Consider the following 24,544-nt stretch of genomic DNA (forward strand, 5'->3'; position numbering starts at 1 on the left):
TTTAAAAGTTAATTCTGCATCCTTTTCAGTACATTGGGCATTGAAAATACTGCACATTGAATCGCAAAGGAAGCGATAATTAATATACGATAAGTATAGAAATAATGCATAAACGAATGATTGCGCAAGATTAGTATCCATATCAATGGAAACACAACAAAACAAAGAGTAAGTAAGAGTTTCTGCACAAACGCTTTCCAATCCTGAATCAAATGTGAAATTAATGCGGGAATTTTCGCAGCTAATGGAATATAAAACAACAACGCATACGGTAACCGCTGGAGTAATTCCAAGTTTTTATTAAGAACCAGACTATATGTTAGATCTAAGTTTTTGACTTCATCATTAGTTCGTAAAATGATCTGTTGGAAGGCATCCAAATAAATATTTTGATGTAAAACAAGCGTAGCCACCGTCCACTTCCCCATCCACATGGCCGCATACCCACTCAGCCACGCGCATCCAATCATGAACAACAATCCGATGGAAGATAACAGTGATCTTCGTTCCATCGTGAATATCAGTAACACCGCTGGAATGCCAAAGGTGACCAGTGGATAAGTCAGCAAGTCAAAATAATTGGTGATGATACCAATCAAAAAGAAGAAGTAGATTGCATTCTCGCTCTTATTTAAACGTTCTCGAAACCTGAACAATAAAATTATCGAAAGAAGCGTAATGTAAACAATAAATGAATACTGCAGGCAATACGCTGTGGCAACAGGCATGAAGAAAACAAAAGCGACTAATAAAGGAATAACCAGTTTTTTCCCGCCTTTTTCACTCATGACCTTAACCGCGATCCCAAGCAGGAGAATTTGCAGGAATAAATTCAAAATTCTGAAATCCAAATAAGTCATCGCTGACAGAGCTATTTTCAAAGGCAGCAAATAGCCATGCCAATATCGTGCATAGGCATAGGTTTGTTTTCCTTCCGTCTTTCCTTTTACTAGATCCAGAAACGTTTGCTGCATTGTCTGATCTTCATTAAAGGAATGATGCGCGGCCACCGCATTATAAAAATGACTCTGATTACTTTCATAAATCAAGGTATTCATCATCAGAGCATCAGTATATAAATCCAACATCGTTGCATCATCATTTTCTATCACGCGATAGTACTCAAACTCCATTTCACTTGCAAAGACGTCAAAATTCTCCTTTAAGTTATCTTTTATCGGCTCTACAGGAAGTGAAAAAGCGATAGTATTTAGAGCTAATCCTCCGGCTATCGCTATTAATAAAATTAAAGCCAAGTTCCTTATCATTTTAAGTTTATTCATGACTGCCATTATAGATAGTAGTAGAGTCGAAGTCAAATTAAGATTTTCTAAACATATTCTTTTTCACTGATATCAGAATTAAAATTACCAATGATCCTAATGAAATCCCAAATCCCACTTTTAGATAAGGTATCTCATATTTAAATTCTATATGATAGTCACCACGAGTTAATTCGAAACCTATAAATCCCAAATTCACTTTTTCGTAAGAAATTTCCTCGCCATTAACAAAAACTTTCCAGCCTTTATCATACGGAATAGATGTGAATAAATATCGCTCATCAGAAAGACTAATATCTGCTGATATAAAATCCCTCTTAAATGTGACATTTTCAAATTTCTCTTTTTGAGTCTGTTGATACCATTGATCGTAACTTCCTTCATCAGGCTCAAAATAAACATCCATAAAAGCTGCTACACCAGAGTTGTTTACCCCTTCAACAACTATTCTGTCTATTTTTTGAGACTCTTCTATATAAATATCTACATAATTGTATTGACTATAAGCTTGGGATTTTATTAATTCATTTCCATTGTATAAAGATAATGTGATTTCAGAAACTCCGTAATTTACAAGATATAAATTTCCGTTTGACAGCGGTTCGTCTAATTTTAATTCTCTGTGATCTTCATCGGGCAATTGACCAATATGGCTAAAATTATCATTAAGTACATACTCTATATTATTGCTTTGTTCAGTCACTAGATAATCCTGCATTATTTGGTCTTGTATGAACACTGGCAGAGTTTTAAAATAATCCTTATTAATTGTATTTTCATAAGTCTTTCCTAATTCAATGAAATAGGGATTTTTATAAATCGTAAAACCTGCCTCGTCATGATATAAATACTCGTAACGATCAGGAATCTGTGTCTCAAAATCATATGTTATCCAATACTTTGCTGACATTAAATTGTAGACTTTGTTCCTTCCCATAGCCTCTGATACAAACCAATTCGATCTTGAGCGATCATAGAAATCATCTGTCTCCACATTATAAACTGTATTATAAAATGAAAAACCAGGATAATTTTTAGAGAAAGGCTCGTTAGGCGTAGTAATAACAAAGGCTCCGGGAGCTCCAGGAATTTGATATGATTCTGATCCATACAAAACGCGATAATATCCTTTATCAATGGATTTAATATAATTAATTGCATCGGTAGTTTGTTCAGGCTGTTCAAAATAAGTATGATCAATTGCATAATTGTAAGCAACAAATATTCTTCCTGAAGCAAGAGCTTCCAATGCCAAAACAAGGATCAACAACCATGATTTACGATTCTTCAATTGAAAGTAAAACAGATAGAGCATCAGATAAGTAATTTCCAGCAAAGAAACGAATCCAACTTCTATCAGCTGCTTTCTCGGCCAATAGTGATGAAGGTACATATTTATCACAAACCCCATAATACACAGAATAGAAAAAAGTCCAGAATACAATAGCTTCCGTTTTTCAATTAATCCTGCTTCTAGTTCATCATTAATCTCAATCATCGACAAAGCACCTAAAAATAAAAACATATAAGTCCATCTTGTATCGATGGATCGCTGTAATAAATACCATAAATATTGAAAAATTAATGTAAAACCCAGAAGTAAATAACCAGCAAAGTAGCTGTTTCGCTTTAATTTATCCTTTACACAAAAAAGCAATGGTAAAAGCAATGGCGTAATGATTAATGCAAAAAGACTGCATCCTCCTCCCCAGCCAATAAAATCATGAGTATATTCTGGTATATAATAGCTGGCGTTAAATCGATCAAAAACAGGAGTGAAGATTGTACTTATGAAATAAATCAATTCATGAACTCCAATTGTATCAAATGTTTGAATATCACTTCCAGTGAATCTGCTGCTATTTATGATTAAATACGCGCAGGGTACTAATATGACTGCGCTTATTCCTATACCTAACAGAACATATCCAACAAATTTAAGCGCTTCTATGATCACATTCTTCCATAGCAAATAATTTCTGTTAATTGCAATATATCGAATTAAAGCATACAAGCATAAAAAAGGTACAAACATATATAGAAAATAGTAATTGATAATTCCTAATACTCCTATCCCTAGAACTAAAGGCACTATTTTACTTTTCTTTAAATATAGTTCAACAAATCCTAAAATTAAAGGATAAAACAGAAAAGCATCTAAAAACATATTATACGCAAAGTAAAAAAACATCCATCCTGAAAAAGTTATTGAGAAGCATGCAATTAATCGAGATCTAATATTTCTTGTGATTTTGCCAGTCCAATAATAAGTAGTTAAAAAAAGCAAGATTATCTTAAGCATATTCAAATTCAAAAACAAATATTTAATCAATTCTCTTGGAAATAATAAAGTAACATAAAAAAACGGACTTGTTAAGAAATAATAAACATATGCCATTACATTTCCGCCAACCCCTAACGACCATTCAAATTGCGACAATGTACCTGAATGAAATCTTTCCCATCCACCAAGGTAAAACTGATACATTTGTTCTACAGAATCACCCGGCAATATATAAATACCTCGGTTAGTAAAAAAAACATTTAGAAATATAAGAAAAACTATTATAATAACCATGACAGGTATAAGCAATTTTTTAAATTTTGTCTGCATAGCTTCCTCCATCATTTCTATCATGGACTATTATAAACCAGAATCTTCGAGAATACCAATTTCATACAATCAAAAGGAGTTAAATTATGAATATCATCATACAGATTTCCAAGAAAAAGAAAATTTTAATTATTTCCTTACTTATATCTTTTTTATTTTGCGGCTTATTACTTAGCTCTCCTTCAATAATAAGAAGTGATGATTTAGTCTTTCATTTGAATCGAATTCGAGCTCTTGCTAACTCGATTAACAATGGAGATTTTTATCCTTATTTATTTCAAACACAAAATTTTAATTATGGCTATGCATCGCCTATTTTTTATTCAAATATCCTTTTATACCCAGCTGCAATATTGAACTGCTTTGGGTTAACAATTATTCAATCTTACAAAATTTTAATGTTATTGTGTACATTTCTTACTTGTCTATCAATTTCTTATTTTTTAACAGAATTCACAGGAAATATATTTTCTATTTCAGTCGGAATGTTTTTTTATATTTTTTCAGGGTATAGAATAACTGATTGCTATACAAGAGGGGCTTTAGGAGAAATTTTTGCATTTATATTTCTACCCTTAGTTTTGTATGGGATTTATAATCTATTCTATGCAAATAAAACAAAGTGGTGGCTCTTAACAATTGGATACACAGGCTTACTCTTATCTCATAATATAACTTTCTTATTAAGTTGTTTCATGTTCTTAGTATTTTTAATCATAAACTTAAGAAAAATTATTAACGATAAATCCATTTTCATCTATACCTTTATAGCAATAAGCATTTCTATTGGATTATCTGCATTTTTTCTATTTCCAATGTTAGAACAAATTAATTTGCTAACGATAACAAATAATACCCCTCTAAATACCTTAGTTTTAACTTTTTCAGATATCCTGGGTATAGCCAACAAAACATACATATTTACACCAAGTTTGATTTTAATTCTTATACCATTATTTCATTTCAAGAGCCTTAGTAAAAGCTGCTTTTTCAAACACACCTATTTCTTAGGCCTTGTCACAATTGTTCTTGCAATGATTCCCACCCTATGGAAAATACAAGCTTTTGCTGTAATCCAATTTCCTTGGCGATTACTTATATTATCATGTATTCTTTTGATACCTGCTTTTTTAGACACTTTTGATCATTATAAGATAAGTTTTAAAGCCATACTTATATTATCAGAACTAGTTTGCGTTATTTATTGGCTAAACTGTCAAATAGCATTACCTATATTATCGGTTACCGAAGATTCTCAATTAAACATAGATAAATTAGTAACTACATTTGGTGATAGCGTGAATTACAACTCGAGTGAATTGGCCCATGCCGAATACTTGCCTAATAAAGAATTCAACTATCGATTCGCCAAACGAAAAATAAATACCAATCCTCTTACAAATGAGGAAATTGTTTTTTCAGAAACGTATGACAAGTTAACTTTCACACCATCCTCAATTAGCGAAGAGACTACTTATATTATTCCGTTAACTTATTATAAAGGCTACGAAGTAAGAATAAACGATTTGATAATATATCCATATCCCGATTCAGATAATGGCTTTGTCACTTTCGTTCTTAGCAATGAGCAATCTGGAAAAAAAGTTGAAATTATATATAAAGGTACAAAAACACAAAAATTAAGTTTTTTTATTTCCATCCTGACATTCCTTTATTTCATAATATATATGATAAAAACTAAGCATAACTTAAAATCTAAAGATAGAATTTAACACTTAACAATACAAATAATCTTATTCTGGTAATAAAGAAAATTCATAAAGTTCCGGATTTTTTGGATAAAATTCACGATATCGTTCACTAATAATCTTACGCACTGAATTAGGAACCTGTTCTATTCTCTGATAGATGTTAACATGAACATCATTATCTAAATCGTATTCTCTAACAATACGATAGTATGGATCAGACTCCTCAGAATTTAGCATAAATTCAGCTAAAATACTGACACATTTTTGATTTTCTTCACCAAATTGAAGTTGAATTGGATCTGCAACAACAATATAGTAGTATTGGAAGAAATCCTCCGGAATGCCGTCGCGATAATCGTAAGCATCAGCCACTAATAAATTTGCTACCCCTTCATTCTTTTCTGGGAAAAATGCATTTCTAAGCATGTCATCATTAAATAATACAGAATTAGATAGCACATAAACATATTCATATTCGCCAGGAGTTTTATTTAAGAAATCAGCCATATTACGAATTTTATCTAAGTCACTGCGAATTCGTAAATCTGGAAAAGGCGCTGATATTAACACATTAAGTTTATCTAAAGTCTGATCTGCTTTTTGATTCTTTCCAAACAAAACTGTTTTTGAAAAATTCACACAAACCAGGCATGCAGAAGACACTAAGAGCACCATGCCGGTTTTAGCGGATAAACTGTCAACGATTTTTTCTAATCCTATCATCATAAGGATCATGACCGGCCCATTAATAATGTAATAATGATGGGATCCAAAGCTCTGAACACGATTAAATAAGATGATTGCCACCAAAGTCTGAATAATACATAATATAGTAATAAGCCGATGTTTTTTCGACTTTATACCATAGACCACGCCTGGAATCAACAAAAGAATCAAAAGCCAGCCATAAAACTGAATAAACCAGCCGATGATATAAGTAGCACCTCCAACCTTGGCTACAGAATAAGCTTCTGCATAATTATAGGTTGTAATTGTCCTAAAGAGTGGGAAAAATAAAGTTAACAGAATAGTTAAAGGAATTAATCCGCAAACTAGCATATTCAAAAACTGCACTTTGATTTTTTCTTTGGTCAAAGCATGATCAATTCCTTCTCGAATTAAATAGGCTAAGGTATAAGCCACATAGAAACCTACAATCCAATAAGCAAACCATCGCCTTACTAAGAGTAAGATAATCATAGACAATCCGATAAATATATTATTTCTCCAGCTAAACTTTTCTAAGCCATCTGCATAAACTAATAATAATATACTTGTAATAAAGGGTAAGCCCGCACTTCCTATGTAACCAAAAACCATCGAATAAAGATTACCTGCAAAGGTTGCAATTAACATTCCTAGAAAAACCTTTTTCACAGTCAGTTTATTCTTTTCAATAATCATTAAACTAAAAATATATAAAATAAGATTAGCTGGCAGTATAAAACTATTAAACATAGCGAGTATAAACCGTGGATATGTATTTCCCAACAATTGTGTTGGGAAATATAAAAACCACTCAGGCAAAAACGAATACTCTGAATAATTCAAAGAAAACCAAAGATTATCCATCGCCTCTTTAACACTGCGATTCATCATCTGATTAAATTCTACAGATTTTCGCCAAAATCCCCCGAAATCCCAATAAGCAATAAATTGTTCTTGTCGCAAATGAAAAAACAACAAAATATTAATTATTACAAAGTTAAGAAACAAAAAGACGAGTATAGACTTCTTATTTTTCTTTATCGTACTCCTTATTGCTGTATTATTCCACAAAACAACTGCAATTAAAACTAGTAAAACTGGGTATAAACTGCCAGCAAGATATTTCATAAATTCACCTCAATAGTCATCCCTTATTTTATCCTGTCTATTCAAGTAATGCAAGTTTCTAAAAATTTCATTAATTTCTCTAGTTTTAACATATTTTCAATATATAATTATGAATACAGTATACATATAAAGAGGTTAAATTATGAACTTAAATGATGATTTTTTAGAGCTCGCTTCAAAAAACGAAGACATTCAACTATTAGAAAATAGAACGATCTTAATTACTGGTGCTACTGGTATGTTAGCTCGTTATCTAACGCGTTATCTAATTTATTTGAATGAAGAAAAACATTTAAATATGCGTTTTATTTTAGCTGTTAGGAATATTGAGAAAGCTAAAAAAATATACCACGATCAGCTAAATAACAGGATTCATTTGTTGGCAACGAATTTGAGCTCACCACTCAATGTTGAAGAGCCCACTCATATTATTATTCATGCGGCTTCCCTGGCTGATCCTCAATTCTACAAAACGAATCCAGTTGACGTAGCTTTGCCCAATGTTTTAGGTACATATCACTGCTTAGAACTAGCTAGAAAGAAACAAGCAGAACATTTTCTTTATTTTTCAAGTGCTGAAGTTTATGGAAAACTTTCCGATACAAATCTCATTACTGAATCAATGACAGGACAGATTGATCCGTTAGATATTCGGAGCTGCTATAGTGAAAGTAAACGAATGGGCGAGACATTATGTAAGGCCTATTGTGAACAATATCAAGTTCCTGCAACTTGTTTAAGAATTTTTCACACTTATGGTCCTACTTTAGACTACAAGCATGATCAACGCGTTTTTAGTGAATTTGTAAAGTCTGTAATTGAGGACAATCAGATCATTATGAAATCTTCAGGTGAAGCTAAAAGAGCCTTCTGCTATGCTCTGGATTTGGTTTCCGCTTGTCTCACCGTTCTTTTTCACGGCTGCCCGGGCGAGGCATACAATATGGCTAACGACGACTGTTTCATTTCTATAAAAGAACTAGCACAGGAAATTATTGCGGCATTTCCAGAGCGCTCAATTCAGCTTAAACTTCAACAAAGAGAATTGACTTCTAACTATATTGAAAATAAAACTACTACTTACATAAACGTATCTACTGACAAACTACGGAAACTCGGCTGGAAGCCAACTATCTCTGTGCGAGAAGGTTTCCGCAGAACAATTACATTACTCGAAAATGAAATAAAGCAGCAGAGATAATCAATGCTGCTTTTTAATTCGTTTTTCGTATACGAATAGACTTGCTAAAGCAATTAAGCCAAAAAAGCTGGCGGCCAAGCCTATTTTAAATCCTTGAGGTGTAAAAATCATCTGAATTTCACTATATCCTGACGGTACTGAAAAACCTATCATTCCTCCATTGACTGAATAAATATCTACAGTTTGCCCGTTAACTTTAACATTCCAGCCCTGATCGTAAGGAATCGCTACAGAAATAAAGCTCTCTGCCGAAGAATCAATACCAGCAAAAACAGTATTACCACTATGATTGACGTATGTGCAAGTTACAGTGCCAATCAAGCTTACATTATTACTCAAGAGCTCATAATCTTTCTGAGAAACTATTAGAGTATCCAAAATATCCTCACTTTTTAATTCTGCCTGCTCTAAAATGGAGATTTTGTTATAACTTCGCGAAAAATTCTGATAATGGAGATTCTGATACACTGGAAGATAATTAAATTCACCAACTTGCACAAAATCTTGGTGTGGTAATTGCGAAGCATTCGTCACAATTGCGTATTTCGTACAAAGAAAATCAACCAGAGCGGGATCTTTTATTTCATACGACCAAGGTAAATAAGATTCTATTTTAGATATTTTATTCATATCAACGATTGAAGAAGAAACGGTAGAATCATATGTCATTAATCCCATAATATTAAAATTAAGATTTAAATTAGTTGAATAATCCCAATAAACTGAACTTGGATCAATATATATTCGATAGAATTCATTTTTATTTTGTTCATCCAATTCAAGCAAGTAACGATTTAAATCATTCCGATTTTGAAGTACATGCGTTACACCTTGAATTGTATCTTTACTGAATTGCCGATAATAGCTATTAGAATAAACTGACAAATATGAAACTATAAGCATCTCTGTAAAGGTAAACACGATCAGACCCGTCCTGTTTCCTTTTATAACAATAAAGTAAGCCATCCATAAAAAAGGCAATGTAGTCAAAATCAATGTGTATTCACGGCTATATTCTTCGAAAGGAACATGAGCGAATATCCCTAATAATGGAGTTCCTAATAAGAGTATTCCAGATATAAAAACAACTGAATAAAAGAGAAATTTTTTATTTATGTTCTGAATATTCTCTAAATAGGGTAACACAAATGTTATGTTCATGAATAATGGAAATTGAAGCCATCGGAAAGCAGGTTCACTAAACCCATGCATCATCGAAGAGCCGATTGGAATCAACATCAAAATCCCATTAAGAAACAGGAACAGTTTAGTATTTTTATTTTCTTCTTTCTTTGAGAAAATCTGCGGCAATAAGAGTGAGCATAAGGAACCCGCCCACAAACAAACATAGAGAACAGTGTTGTTTTGAGAAACAAATGTATAAATTGACGAGAATTCATTAGTTCTGTTAATTATTATGCTGGATGGGAAAAATAGTCCTGTTAATACATAAAAGTATGTTTTTATACTATCATATTTTAAAAACGCTGACGAATTACCAATTCTTTGATTTGTAATAATATTAAACGCCTCCGGAACCAAGGCGAAACCAGCTATCATAACAGCGATGAAATAACAGCCAATCAAAGGCAAAGCTTCTTTAAAGAATCCTTTTATAGTTTTGTGCAGACAAGAATATCGGTAAATAAAGTAAAATACACTGAAAATACTCAGTGAATAGAAATGATAGTAATTGGTTACAGCCAAAAAGGCTGTAATAATAATATATCCTAGTTTCTTCTTTTCCTGTAAATACTTATCTATTTTAAGGATATACAAAGGAATAAAAATATAAAACGAAAGGAAAAAAGGATCCTTGAGTGCCTCTAAAGCATAAGAAGAAAAAGCAAACATTAAAGAACCAATAATATTGGTTGCTTCTGAGTAACGATGATATCGTCCATAATGATAAAAACAAAAACCTGCAATAATCAATTTAACGAAAGTTTGAAGCATAATTACTCTGTTATACTCTAAAAATGGAAATAACAACAATGTAAAATAATCAAAAACATCATGATAGTAAAACAACTTGCTTCCCCAAAAATTATTGCCTAAAAATGTTGCCCAGGAATAAAAAGGTAAATTATGGAGTTGCTTCATTTCAATAAACATCGTCTTGAGGTTTTCATAAAATGAACTATATTGGGTTCGCATATCCCAGCCCAACATGAAAGGAGTATCTGTTATTATATATGGAAGCAAAATGCTTCCGGCAAGAACAATCAAACAAAAGGCAAGCAAAATTGAAGGATGCTTTTTACAGATCCTAATCATATACTGATCTCCTTATTTTCTTCGCTCGTAGCAATTCACAACTGATCAATAAAATGTAAGCTGAGAATCCTAGGATTGATAAAATCGCTCCCTGTTTAAATCCAACAGGAGTGAAATACATTTCTATCTGATTTTCGCCTTGAGAAACGCCGAAACCGATAAATCCTCCATTAACATCATAAGTTTTAACTTGAGTACCATTAACTAAAACATTCCAGCCTGCGTCGTAAGGCAACGATAACACTAGGAAACTGGAATCATCAGTATAGCAGCTCCCAGTCAAATGATTTCCTGCATATTTAACATTTTCCAGTTCATTGAGATTAGAACTCTTCATAACCTGCTGTATCTCTGAATAATCTTCCTCATTACATAACACGTGACTCATCAGTATTGACATGGAATTGCCATCTTCCAATTCATTCATTTTTTTAATCTGATTATATGTCACTCCTAATGATCGATAGTCATCATTTCTGTAAACGAGCAAACCTGATCGATAATTGTCAGTTAATAATCGCCAGTTCATACCGCTTGGCAACTGTTCAGAATCCGTTACAATTGCATATTTCACACTTAAGAATTTCAGAATCTCGGGATCTTTTATATTAAATATCCAATCGGACTCATAATCTTTAACTTGCGGAGCAATTTTTTTCATTTTATTAAAGCTTGGCGCGTAGGTTGAATCATAAGTCATCGTTCCTTGTAATTGAACCATTAAACTCATATTATGACTGAAATCCCAATAAATTGGCTCTAGAGGGATGTATGTTCTATAATACTGCATTGGATTAATTGGCTCGATATTCTCTAAAAACTCATTTAATTCATTATCTTCATCCTGCAATACGTGTGTCACTGAGTCTACGAATTCATAACTAATACCTTCACTTTTCATTCTTGAATAATAAAGTGTAAGACCCGATAAAGAATACTCAATGCAAAGTAAAAACAAAAGTAATAAATAAGATTTTTTCTTTAGTATCACCCATGAATTCAGGACTACAAAAAACGCAGCCATTATAAATAGAATAATTTGATTTACATAATCTATAACTGGTTTATTTATTATGTATGCAGTCATAGGAATGATTGTTAATAAAATAAACACGGAGAAAACTGTTGTGATTTTTAAATTTTTAATATCTAAAGAATCTATTTTTTCTAAATAATGACTCATTATAATAATTTGAACTATGATTAGAATAAGTGTACATCGAAATGAATTGCTGCTAAATCCATGAATTACAGAACTAAACACTGGAAAAACCAGAAATAAATTTAAAAATAGATAAAATATCAATGTATTCTTTCTATATCGTTTATCTTTATCAGAAAAAACTTGAGGAAGTAAAAGCGCAGATAACACTCCGCTATATAGGCACAATTCTCGCGTTGTATGTGATGCAGTTTCAAAGATATTGGTACGATAAATATAAATATAATTAGGTACTAACCTAGCACATAATTCATGAAGATAAATGCTAATTTGATTAAAGAATAATTGGAGAGAAAATTGTCCAACACGGTCATTTTGAAGAATATAAGATGCCGTTGGTATCGTTAATATACCAGTCATACAAACACCAATAAGATAACATCCGGCTAATATTAGAGTGTCCTTGACAACATTCTTATAATTAGGTTTCACCAAGGAATATCGATAGAGATAATAAAACGGTGTTATGCATGATAATGTAAAAAAGAAATAAAAATTCGTGAATAAAAGCAGCATACTAGTGAGAGGAAATAGGAGCTTTTTACCTTTCTTCAGATAGAGCTCAATGGCAGCAAAATAGAGAGGCATCCAGCTATAAAAGGATAAAAATGAGAGTTGACCGCTAAAAAAGATTGCCCAAGAACTAAAAGTATAGGCTATAGCACCTATCATTTTGACTTTTGACTTGAATTCAAAGCAGCTCAACAGGTAATACATCGTTAATCCAGAAACTAAAAACTTTAATATCTCCAATATTTGTGCAACATCAAAGAATTGTAAAGGAAACAACAAACCAATATAACTAAATATATCTCCCATCAAGTAATAGCTTTTTGATGCATAAAAGTTGTTCCCTAAAAATAAATTCCAAGAATAAAAAGGTAATTGCTTTGTTTCAAAAAACTGATTAATTAAATTTTTAAATTCTGTATAAAACTCAAACCATTGAGGTTTAATATCAGTGCCATAAGTTAACGGCATATGATTAATCAAATACGGTGAAAATATAATTAAACTGACCAGAATTATTAGAATACTTAATAATATTATTTCTTTTGCATCTTTTCGCTTCATAGCTAGCTCCTTCTTAACAATATACCAAATAAAGTGATTCCTTTTAATTTTTATTACTTTCATTATATTTACTTCTAATAACTTGATAAATTAAATAATTAAATTAACATCGTTTATTCATTTAATATATTTGAATAGTTAAATCTGTTAAATTAATTCTAATATAAACCTTTTTTCCTTCTTTGTACATACTATTTCTTTATTTTAAATATCCAGAAAAATAAAGTAACTAGCGATATGACAGATATAATCCCCCCTAGTTTTAATCCTCTTGGTATATAAATAGCTTGTATTGTATGAAAACCTTCACTCATTTTTAAGGTGGTATAAATTCCTATACATTCGGTTGCCAAAGTCTTTATACCATCTACATAAAAGTGCCAGTTTAGATCATAAGGTACTTGTAACAATAAAAATGAGGATGAATCGACTTCAATTTCACCAGCAATATAACCATTTTTCAATTTTTTTATCCTTAATTGATCTTTAGTAAGTGTTTCATATCCAATAGAATAAGCCTTCATATCTTGATAAAAAATATTAACAGTATTTATATTCATCACATCATTTTCTATTTTTATCTTTAAAGAAAAGGTTTCATCCTTAGCAAATTCACCTAATCTTATAATTTGATGTTGACCATAAGTAAAATAATCACTTAAGTATTGATCATTTATAAATAAACTTACTTTACTTTCATCAGTAGATGTAAAATAAGCAAATGCAGGGGCACTTTCAGGCATAGTGATACTGAATTCAAGATAAGCATCATTTCCTGTTTTATAATAGACTGAATCATTTTCAACTTTAATGTTATTCCTCACAATTTTTGGTTCTAAAACTTTTAATATCTCCAAGTCTGGTTTATTGGTAAGCACTTTCCAAATTTCATTCTGATTTTTCATCCATGAAAAATCAGATGGAATAAAGCTTATTGCATCATCTGGTATCAAATAGCCCAGTGGTAATGAATAATCATTCTTATATAATATGTATTCATTATAAGTCTTTATTTTAGAATAGCCTTTTGTCAATTTTTGATCAGTCAAAACGTATTTTATTCCAAGTAATGAATCATTAACATATGTAGTACCACTATTGTAATATGTCCAATTATCCTCTGTACAAAAGCCTAGCTGTGAATGCAAATAACTACGTACAAATGGAGCCTCTGCAGAGCTATTATGAGATAGGCCTGCATAATTAAATAACATTGAATCATTTTGTGTTCGTTGAAAGGTTTTCTCAAATCTATAAAATCCGCCATCAATACTTTTTATCTCATTAATTACAGGTTCTATTTGGGAAATGAATTCACGATATTCTTGCGTTGACATATGTGGTATTTCTATGAACGTGTAGATCCCATTAACAACCAGTTCAAAAACACTTATAATTAATAATAAATTTACTCTTCTAACTTTTTTATTTGAAAGAAATATTGATATTATACCAACAAATATAATACTTATGACCGTCTTTTTTAAATTCAAATATGCATAAGAACCCATAAATCCATAGAGGATAGCTAGTCCCCATAAAAATCCAATAACAATTACTATATAACTTACATCTTTATTATTTAAAAGTCTATAACCTTTATATCCAAAATATAAAATAAGAAAGCTAAAAATGAAACTATACCGGTAAGGAAACCAATTTGGTTCGCTGAAGCCATGCCATACTAAATTCAATGGTTTTAACATAAATGAGAGTATTAAAATGAGCATAATCAGCAAACAGCCAAGCCTCTCTTTTTTATCAAATTTACTAAATAAAAGATAATATGTAAAACTGATTAAACCTATATAACCACAGTAGATATTAGGAAGCCCAGATATGACTTCTTGAAAGTTATGACTTCCTAAAATTAATTTACTAGAAAAGTCTCTAACTGAAAAATTGAAGTTCCATACTACATCAGATAAATCAAACAACACTTTAGTAGTTTCTAACGAATACTTAACTGGAATCAATAACACTGCTGATAAGCCGCCAGCGATGATTGAAGCTATAGAAAATGTTATAAATACTTTAGATGATCTGAAAAACCTTGTATCTTCTTTAAATAAAACACAAAAAAGAAAGTATATAACAGAAAAAATACAAAGCATGTAACCAATATAATAATTCGTAAAAATACTTAAAGACAAACACAGAATATAGAGTAATGGTGATTTTCCAATTACAAGCTTTTCTATTCCATATACAATTAATGGTAAAAGTATTATTCCATCTAGCCAAATAATATTACTATAATAAGCAATGATAAATGCCATTAAAGCATAACAAGAAGAGTATATTAAAGAGGAATATTCTTCTTTTCTCAGCAACAAGTTAAAACTTACCCCTGCACAGCCAATTTTAAGAATGATGATAATTGTTATAGCGATGGGTAAATCTCCCGTTGAAAAAAACAACGTAATAATATTAAATGGACTAATTAAATAATAAGCGACAAGTCCAATCATATCTCCGCCCAGCGTTTTTGAAAATGTATAAAATAGAGTTGTAGGATCCCTAAAAATTTCTTTTAAATAACTAAAAAAAGAAATATACTGTGAATCTAAATCAAGGCATACAATTGATTGATCTCCAAATGGCCAAAGATGAAAAAAATAAAGAATAAATACGAATCCGATTACAGGAATTACAAAAGAAAGGAACAAAATTATACCTCTCTTAGAAAATGAATTTTTCCGAATAGATTCCATAATATTAATTCCTTTCCTTCTATTACTAATACTTTTTATCTCTATAGTTTATAATACCAATTAATTTAAAAATTAATTTTTTCTTCCTCAACGACAAGCGGTCGGTTCATTAACCTTTTGTTCATCGCTATGATATATTCACCAATGAGCCCTATAAAGAAAAGTTGAAGTGAGCCAAAGACAAATACACCTAATAATATCGGTGCTTGCCCCATAGGAAAGGTATACCAGTTAATTAGCTTCAAAATTAAGTAGATAAAGGCGACAACTAAACTTAATATTGAGAAAATAAATCCAGTAAATGTAGCAATGCGCAATCCAATTGTCGTATAAGAGGTAAAGCTGAGCATTGCTAAATCGTACAACCTAAAAAAATTATTCTTCGTTTTTCCTGCCCTGCGTTCTTGCTGAGTATAAGGAATTTCTTTTCTCTCGGGACCCAATTCTGCAACGATCCCCCGTAAGAATGGCGTAGGATCTTTTAATTCTCGCAATGTTTGGACAAAGCTGGAATCATATAAGCCAAAACCAGTAAAGTGTTCAATTTGTTCAAAATCTGAGAACTTATTCAAGAGTTTGTAGTACATACTGCGCAGAGTATACATTAATTTATTTTCTTTACTTGTTGTTTTTCTACCAATAACAATTTTATATCCGTTTTCCCATTCAGCAACAAATGTATGAATCATCTCAATCGGATCTTGGAAATCCGCACAAATTAAAATTGTACAATCACCTGTACTGGATAAAATACCATAGAAAGGAGAATTAGCTTGACCAAAATTCTTAGTATTGAAGATTGCTTTTATTTTATGATTATCCTGACACAAACTACGAATTATGCTCCGCGTATTATCTTTAGAATTGTTGTCAATAAAAATCAGTTCATAATCGTAGTTACTGCAATGAGTTTGCAATTCATTGATTATAGCTTCTGATAATGGTTTAACATTTTCTTCTTCATTATAAGTCGGTACAACAATGCTAATCTTTTTCATAATTCCAATCCATCCTTTTCAACTCAATAATCATACGTTATTTTTGTTATAGTGACAACTCCGAGTTGTTCTGATCTCTTTATAAGTCATCGCAACTAAAATAAGCAATGCAATTCCACTAACTCCTAATCCAAGCTTCATTCCCACCGGAGTAAACTCCATTTTAATCTGATGCTCTCCCTCTTCTAATTCAAATCCAATAAACACTTGATTTACTTCTGTTACTTTAAGTTCTTTTCCATTATCCCAAACTTTCCATCCCGGATTATAAGGAATTGTGGTTGCTACCCATTTTTTTTCACCTGTGATTGTAATGGAAGCAGAAATGTGCTCTCCATTCACACTTATATTTTCGAATCGGTCTTCTGAATTCAACCGTTGAAAACTATCATTAATTGCATTGCCAGAAATCCAATAAACATTCACAGGAATGTATTCATTGACATTATTGAAGTTCTTGCAGTATATATAGACTTCATCAATATCTTGATCCATTCTAATCGCAGTATAACCAAATTCATAATTTTCTTCATATTTAATTTGTTTACCATCTTTATAGAATTCATAAGCAACAACACCATAGGGATTAGTTTGGCTATAATCAACGAATAAATATCCATCGCTTTGATACCATTTAAACCCAGAGTTGACTAAGCTCTCCGCAATCAAAGGATACATATCATCAATATGTATTTTCTTTTCTGTATTCGGTACAACTATTGAGTTTAACATGATGATATCTTCTTTAGATTTATCAATATTCTGCATTTGTTCAATACCCGAGATTTGAGAGCTGGCATAGCCCAATGCCATATCCAATGAATTCCTGTAAACTTTTTGATGTGAAACCTCATGAATAAGTTCATAGGTATGTGGAATCAGATATTGATTTTCCTCCCAAACAACCATATACTTGGATCCCAATAATGATTTCAACAAAAATTTCGATGGTTGAAATCCTAAAAACCAATTATCAGTAGATCGGTTATCATATAAAGGCCGTGTTTCATGATTATAAATATTAAAATAAGAAGTAAATCCATTGTAGCGTTTTACAATAGGATAATTGTAAGCATAACTGGAATTATCCGCAAAATCAATTCGATAGAAACTCGAATCTTGAGATTTTATAAAATCGATAGCCTCTGTATTAAACATTTTTTGCTGATATGCATCCCAGGTCTCTGTATTAGCCACTAGAATACTGTTACCATTCACTATTCTTAAATACAGACAAAATATTGCCTCGAATAATACTGTCCCCACCAGTAAAAGATTCCATAGGCTATGCTTCGCCTTCAATAAAGAAAGCGTATATAAAATAAGGCAACCCGTTAAAACCAAACATGATCTTTTTATGACTCCTTGATTGATATCGGTTGTCCATCCTAGTTTTAAACTCAGTACAGAGATACCCATTAGTATTATTATGCTGCTTATACCCGAAGCGATTAACAATTTTCTATTTATTTGAGAACCGTGATCTAAAACTATCGCAACAAGCATAATATTAAAGACAATGTAGTAAAAACTCCATCGTATTGATGTATTCCCATTAAAAACTAGATAAAACACGGGGAATAGAAGCATCGCATACAAAATCCCCATTGTCAATGCAAACGGTTTTTTCCCTTTAAATTTAATTTTAATCAACTGTGGCAGTAATAAAACGTAAAGGATAAATGAATAATTATAAACTGTATAAACACGATTATCTAATTTCAAAAAAGGAGAGCTGAATATATTATAGTCATAATCATTGATGACAGGTGAGAATAATGATGTCAGCACGCGAATTAAATCACCACCATACAACGGCGTCAATAAACTTTCTGTTCCATTTCCAATACGATTTGTCGATAATAACATTAAACCTGCTGGAATCAAAGCAAAAGCTGACAAGGCTACACCTAATAAGTAAAAGCCAAAAATAGCAATAAATTTCTGAAAGAAGAAACTGATCGTTACTTTATCGTACTTCATAAAAACTCGGCATGTCATATAAATTAATAACAGCCAGGAGAACATATACAAAATATATGGACTGATAATAGAAGACAGACAAATAATGAGTGAAAATCCTATTCTCTTTCTGTTTTCTAAGATTTCTTCACTGAAATACAGAAGAAGAGCTAGATAAAGATAAGCATCTAAAAAATAATTAAAGTGCAGCCAATACATTGCCCAGCCTGAGAATGTAAAAATTAAAGCTCCAACAAGCTTAGCCCTATCCGTTTGAACTAACTTATCCAACCATAACCAGGCTACCGTTCCAATCAGAAAGAAACGCAACGTATCAATTACAGGAATAAAATAAGGAATCCAATCACTGCTAGGCAACAGTAAATTTAAATAAAATGATGGCGATCCCAAGATAGTATAATAGTATACTAAATTGCTGGCGCCGAGTCCAATTGAATGGTTCCAAAGTGTAAATCCAGTTTCTTTAATTTGTGTATATAAGTCAACCATATAGGGAATTAATGCTTCCGTCTGATCACCCCAAAAAACTAAGGTAAAATGATTGACAACGAAGACATAACAATAGAACACACCTAAAATGACAGCTAAACATCCCCATAGCGGCATTAATTTACGTAATTTATTTTTCATAAGTTCATCAACTTTCTATAAAGATCCCGATCCAATGGAGGCTCTTGATCTGTATTTGGCTTACCAACTGCTAATTTAGGGATTACATAAGTTTCTTCTGGTAAAACAACTTCAATTAAATAAGGCCCCTCTTGGTCGATGCAAGTATTGATCGATTCTCCCATCTCATATTGCATATAAGGAATATCATAAGCTTCAGCTATCTTTTTAAGATCACAGTTAAAATAGCCTCCTGCTGACAAAGTTTGAGTATACCTGGAATCAAAATACATCTCTTGAAAATGCCGAATCATACCTAAAGCGTGATTATTAAAAACGACAATTTTAATCGGTAGTTTTTGCTTAGAAATAAACTGTAACTCCTGAATATTCATTTGGAAGCCACCGTCGCCATTAAAAGAAAGAACAGGCTTCTTTAAAGCATAATAGGCGCCAATTGCTGCAGGAAGTGAGTAGCCCATCGCACCATGTCCACCGGAATACAGAATTCTTTGATTTTCTTTCACATAAAAAGACTGTGAAATCCACACTTGATTTTGTCCAACGTCCGTAGTTATTATTAAATCTTCAGGGAGTTCTTTGCTCAACTGCTGAACAATTTGATTTGGGAGCTGAGCATCAATTTCCAAAAGCTCCTGTTTAATTTGATTACAGGTATTAATCCATGGCTTGCAAGCCTTTAAATTTTCTTTTAATAATTGATGGAAAAGTGGAATTGCTTGATTTAAATCCATATGGATATCGATTTCATCAGTTTTTATTTTATTTGTGCATTCTAAAGGATCGATATCTATGCGAATAAGTTTTGCATAAGGTGCAAAATTCTCTTGATTGACGCCGGTTTGTCGAATATCCAAGCGACTTCCTAATGTAATCAACAAATCGCATTTATCGACAATAAAATTAGCTGTTCGATCTCCATAAGCACCAATAAAACCATATTTTAATGGATGATCACTCGGTAAAGCATCAATAGCAATCATGCTTGTCACAACCGGAATATGAATCTCTTCCATCATTTTTTTAAATAAAGCTGACGAACCACTCTGTCGGATTCCCGCCCCAGCCAATAGACAGGGTTTATGAGCTGCCTTGATCAATTGAATGATCGCTTTCATTTTTTCTTCGTCACTTTCCTGAATATCTTGTTCAGGTATATCATCGATTGAATATTCAATTTCTGATCGCTGAATATTCATGGGTATATCTAAAACTACTGGCCCACAGCGTCCTTCTAACGCAATAGAATAAGCCTTCTTTAACTCCGGTAATAAATCTTCTGGATTTTCAATGTAAGCGCAGTATTTCGTAACTGGATTTACTATACCTAAGATATCCGTTTCCTGAAACCCTTTCTGCCTGCAGGAAAGTCCTTTGCCACTTTCATATGTATTAACCTGACCTGTAATAAATAATGCAGGAATTCCATCAAAATAGGCATTGCATATCCCTGTGATTAAATTTGTTGCTCCAGGGCCACTCGTCGCATAAGCGACACCGGGTTTTAAACTAACCTGAGCGTATCCGCAAGCGGCAAACGAAGCTCCTTGTTCATTATAAGTAACATGAGCTGAAATTTTATCTTTATATTTATCGAAAGAATCCATTAAATGAGTGACCATCCCACCTGGATATCCAAAAACATCTGTAATTTGCTTATCAATTAAGAATTGAACAATCGCCTCAGAAGCTTTCATAATCATTCTCCTTTTACTTCTTTTATTTTACACTAAGAGGAATATGAATAAAAGTGATTCTCATTTACAAAAAGAGAGAAGAGATCAGCACTCTTCTCGTTTAACAAAATATTGATGAATAACTTTACTCATAAAATCCAGCTTTTGTTGATTCATTTTAGGAGATACTCCAATCCAAAATGTATTTTCCATAATATGATCTGTATTCTTAAGTTCTCCAATTACTCGATATCCGGAATGTAATTCCCTTAATTGATCGAAACAAGGATGCTTTATCATATTCCCTGCAAAAAGCATTCTTGTCTGAATGTTATTTTTTTCAATATACTGAACTAAGTTATTTCTGCTTACCCCTTCTTTGACTGTAATTAAAAAACCAAACCAGGAGGGATTAGAATTTTCTGTTGCTTCTGGAAGAATCAAATAAGGTTCAAGATCTTTCAAACTGTCTTTTAAATAGTTAAAATTATTCCGACGCCGTTCTGTAAAGCTATCCAGCTTCTTTAACTGAGCAACGCCAATAGCTGCCTGCATCTCAGTTGCTTTTAAGTTATAACCAAAATGAGAATAAACATATTTATGATCATAGCCTTGCGGCAGCAAACCATACTGCCCATCATATCGATGCCCACAGAAATTATCATGACCACTAGGACAAATGCAGTCTCTGCCCCAATCTCTAAATGAAAGTGCAATTTTATAAAGCAAAGCGTTGTTAGTGTAAACAGCTCCTCCTTCACCCATCGTCATGTGATGCGGTGGATAAAAACTGGATGTACCAATATCCCCAATAGTTCCTGTTAATCTTTCTTCACCTTTATACATATAAGTAGAGCCTAAAGCATCACAGTTATCCTCGATTAACCACAGATTATATTTTTCGCAGAACATTTTTACTTTTTCCAAATTAAACGGATTGCCTAATGTATGCGCGATCATTACTGCTTTAGTTTTCTCACTCACTGCAGCCTCTAATTGGTTTACATCAATGTTATATGTTGGAATGCTAACATCCACAAAAACAGGAACAGCACCGTACTGCAAGATTGGAGAAATTGTCGTAGGAAAACCTGCAGCAACTGTGATCACTTCATCACCACGCTTAATCTGTCTATCTTTCAGCATGGGTGAGGTTAATGTCATAAAAGCAATTAAGTTCGAAGAAGATCCTGAATTGGTCAACAGACAATGTTTTACTTTTAAGAACCTTGAAAAATCTTTTTCAAACTGATTACAATATCTGCCTGATGTAAGCCAGAAATCTAAAGCACTATCGACCAAATTTACCATTTCTTCTTCATCATAAACTCTTCCGGCATAAGCGATCCGATCACCTTCATTATATTCTTCAGACTCTTTATGATAATGATTGCAATACGTTTTTACTAATTCTAAAATTTGCTTCTTATCTTCTACCATTGATGTCATTTCTGTTCCTCCATATATTTTAAAATCTGACGCTGTGTAATTTCCTTTAGATTTTCTTTGTCCGCAAAAGCTTTCGACCATTCCACCGTTAATTTAACAGCTTCATCTACATGCCAACGAGGTTGCCACTGCAAAATACTTTTTGCTTTTGAACAGTTTAATTTTAAGTAATTTGCTTCATGAGGCCCTTGATAATCTATAGCTTTCCATTCAGCCCCATCCCAGAATCGGCAAAATAAATCACAGAGCTGACTTGTGGTTATACAATCCCCATCCTCTGGCCCAATATTGTAATTACCAGCATACGCCTTATCTTTATACTGTTTCATCGCTAACATTAAATAAAACATATCTGCTTCCAATACATGTTGATATGGGCGAACAGAATTAGGATTCCGAACGACAATAGCCTGCTTATTCATTGTATATTTAACGCAGTCAGGAACAATTCGATTTTCAGAAAAATCTCCACCGCCAATTACATTCCCTGCTCTGCATGTAGAGATTGCCAAATCACGCTCTCCAAAAAAAGATTTACAATAAGAGTCCGTTACTAGTTCTGAACAAGATTTACTATTTGAATAGGGATCATATCCATTCAGTCGATCTGTCTCCATATAGCCATAATCCTCTTGTTCGTGATTCTCATAGACTTTATCTGTAGTCACATTGACAAAAGACTTTACACAGTTGTTTAACCGAATACATTCTAAGATATTCACTGTCCCTAAAACATTGACCTCAAACGTGTACACAGGCTTCATATAGGAATCAATGACTAATGGCTGCGCTGCTAAATGTATAACGATTTCCGGATGAAACTTATCAAAAATATCCTTCACTGCTTCAAGATCTCTGATATCTAAGATATGAGATTCTAAACGATTGCCTAAGTCTAGCAGGTGAAATAACGATGGCTTTGTATTCGGCTCTAAGCCAATGCCACAAACCTCCGCACCACATTCTAACAGAATACTGCAAAGCCAGCTCCCTTTAAATCCAGTATGTCCGGTAACTAAGACTTTCTTTCCTTGATAAAATGCTTTCATTAATCCCACACCTTCCATGGCGCTTCATTCTTTTCCAAAAGTTTTTCCAATTTGTTCTTATCATTCATAGTATCCATACATTGCCAAAACCCATAATGTTTATATGCCTGTAATTTGCCCATGCTGGCCAGTGTTTCTAAGGGTTCTCTTTCAAAGACGCATGAATCACCATCTAGATATTTAAATATTTCAGGTTCGATGACCATAAAGCCGCCATTAATCCAACCGCCATCGTCAATATTTTTTTCTTTGAATGACCGTATTTCATTCGTTTCTGATAACTCTAAAGCCCCGAAACGTCCTCCTGGTCTAACTGCGGTTAACGTGAGCGTTTTATTAGCTTGATTATGGTGTTGGATCAAAGCATTAATATCAACATCACTCACCCCATCACCATACGTCATCAAAAAGGGTTCTTGATCAACAAACTTTTGAATTCGTTTTATCCTTCCTCCAGTCATTGTATTCAATCCTGTATCAACACAAGTTACCTTCCATGGCTCAGAGTCATTATTTAGAACTTCTAATCTATTACTCTTTAAATCAAAAGTAATATCTGAATTGTGCAAAAAATAATCAGCAAAGAACTCTTTGATTACATAGCCTTTATATCCGCAGCAAATAATAAAATCTTGGAAACCAAAACTACTGTAGTATTTCATAATATGCCACATAATCGGTTTTCCATCAATTTCAATCATTGGTTTAGGTTTCAAATGAGATTCTTCACTAATTCGAGTACCATAACCACCGGCTAAAATTACAACTTTCATAATAATTCCTAAAAGTAATTGCTTTTAAATGGCAATTGTCTTTCCTTTCATTT

The 24,544-nt window shown here is 32.4% G+C and carries 14 protein-coding genes; 2 read left to right on the plus strand and 12 right to left on the minus strand.

All coding sequences use genetic code 11. The features are described from left to right. Positions 1-8: 8 nt before the first annotated feature. Together BN162_RS16855 and BN162_RS16860 are read right to left on the minus strand one after the other, a co-directional pair. The gene (locus BN162_RS16855) at positions 9-1,283 is read right to left on the minus strand and encodes a hypothetical protein (protein WP_147612215.1); all 1,275 of its coding nucleotides are present in this window, start codon (positions 1,281-1,283) and stop codon (positions 9-11) included. 37 nt (positions 1,284-1,320) lie between these two features. Continuing rightward, positions 1,321-3,897, minus strand: coding sequence for a YfhO family protein (locus tag BN162_RS16860; RefSeq protein ID WP_020226310.1), 2,577 nt, complete (start codon positions 3,895-3,897; stop codon positions 1,321-1,323). An 86-nt stretch (positions 3,898-3,983) separates the two neighbouring features. Here BN162_RS16860 and BN162_RS16865 point away from each other — a divergent pair, with 86 nt between their 5' ends. After that, positions 3,984-5,630 (plus strand): glycosyltransferase family protein, encoded by a 1,647-nt coding sequence (locus BN162_RS16865; protein WP_020226311.1) that lies wholly within the window; start codon positions 3,984-3,986, stop codon positions 5,628-5,630. A 21-nt stretch (positions 5,631-5,651) separates the two neighbouring features. On the opposite strand, the gene BN162_RS16870 is transcribed toward BN162_RS16865, so the two are convergent. After that, a complete protein-coding gene (locus tag BN162_RS16870) occupies positions 5,652-7,445 on the minus strand; it encodes a hypothetical protein (protein WP_020226312.1) in 1,794 nt (597 codons plus the stop codon). 142 nt (positions 7,446-7,587) lie between these two features. Between BN162_RS16870 and BN162_RS16875 the strand changes: the two genes are divergently transcribed. After that, the gene (locus tag BN162_RS16875) at positions 7,588-8,646 is read left to right on the plus strand and encodes an NAD-dependent epimerase/dehydratase family protein (RefSeq protein WP_020226313.1); all 1,059 of its coding nucleotides are present in this window, start codon (positions 7,588-7,590) and stop codon (positions 8,644-8,646) included. On the opposite strand, the gene BN162_RS16880 is transcribed toward BN162_RS16875, so the two are convergent. From BN162_RS16880 to rfbF, 9 genes are all read right to left on the minus strand, one after another. Then, a complete protein-coding gene (locus tag BN162_RS16880) occupies positions 8,647-10,923 on the minus strand; it encodes a YfhO family protein (protein ID WP_020226314.1) in 2,277 nt (758 codons plus the stop codon). It abuts the gene before it with no gap. Continuing rightward, positions 10,916-13,219, minus strand: coding sequence for a YfhO family protein (locus BN162_RS16885; RefSeq protein WP_167540032.1), 2,304 nt, complete (start codon positions 13,217-13,219; stop codon positions 10,916-10,918). The genes BN162_RS16880 and BN162_RS16885 overlap by 8 nt, the downstream gene beginning before the upstream one ends. Before the next feature lie 191 nt (positions 13,220-13,410). Continuing rightward, on the minus strand, positions 13,411-15,933 hold the full coding sequence (locus tag BN162_RS16890) for a YfhO family protein (protein ID WP_020226316.1): 2,523 nt from the start codon (positions 15,931-15,933) through the stop codon (positions 13,411-13,413). Between the two features lie 65 nt (positions 15,934-15,998). Then, a complete protein-coding gene (locus BN162_RS16895) occupies positions 15,999-16,931 on the minus strand; it encodes a glycosyltransferase family 2 protein (protein ID WP_020226317.1) in 933 nt (310 codons plus the stop codon). Positions 16,932-16,961: 30 nt separating this feature from the next. Next, positions 16,962-19,544 carry a YfhO family protein gene (locus BN162_RS16900; protein ID WP_020226318.1) on the minus strand — a complete coding sequence of 861 codons (2,583 nt, stop codon included), beginning with the start codon at positions 19,542-19,544 and terminating at the stop codon, positions 16,962-16,964. Continuing rightward, complete coding sequence (locus tag BN162_RS16905) at positions 19,541-21,241, minus strand: thiamine pyrophosphate-binding protein (protein WP_020226319.1); 1,701 nt, start codon at positions 21,239-21,241, stop codon at positions 19,541-19,543. Before BN162_RS16905 ends, BN162_RS16900 begins: the two co-directional genes overlap by 4 nt. Before the next feature lie 84 nt (positions 21,242-21,325). Beyond that, positions 21,326-22,669: a lipopolysaccharide biosynthesis protein RfbH gene (gene rfbH / locus BN162_RS16910; RefSeq protein ID WP_020226320.1), complete on the minus strand. Its 1,344-nt coding sequence runs from the start codon at positions 22,667-22,669 to the stop codon at positions 21,326-21,328. Beyond that, on the minus strand, positions 22,666-23,736 hold the full coding sequence (rfbG, locus tag BN162_RS16915) for a CDP-glucose 4,6-dehydratase (RefSeq protein ID WP_040452449.1): 1,071 nt from the start codon (positions 23,734-23,736) through the stop codon (positions 22,666-22,668). Before rfbG ends, rfbH begins: the two co-directional genes overlap by 4 nt. Continuing rightward, on the minus strand, positions 23,718-24,491 hold the full coding sequence (gene rfbF, locus BN162_RS16920) for a glucose-1-phosphate cytidylyltransferase (RefSeq protein WP_020226322.1): 774 nt from the start codon (positions 24,489-24,491) through the stop codon (positions 23,718-23,720). The genes rfbG and rfbF overlap by 19 nt, the downstream gene beginning before the upstream one ends. Positions 24,492-24,544: the final 53 nt, after the last annotated feature.

The sequence above is a fragment of the Holdemania massiliensis AP2 genome, from assembly GCF_000327285.1.
In the GTDB taxonomy this organism is placed as follows: Bacteria; Bacillota_I; Bacilli_A; order Erysipelotrichales; family Erysipelotrichaceae; genus Holdemania; species Holdemania massiliensis.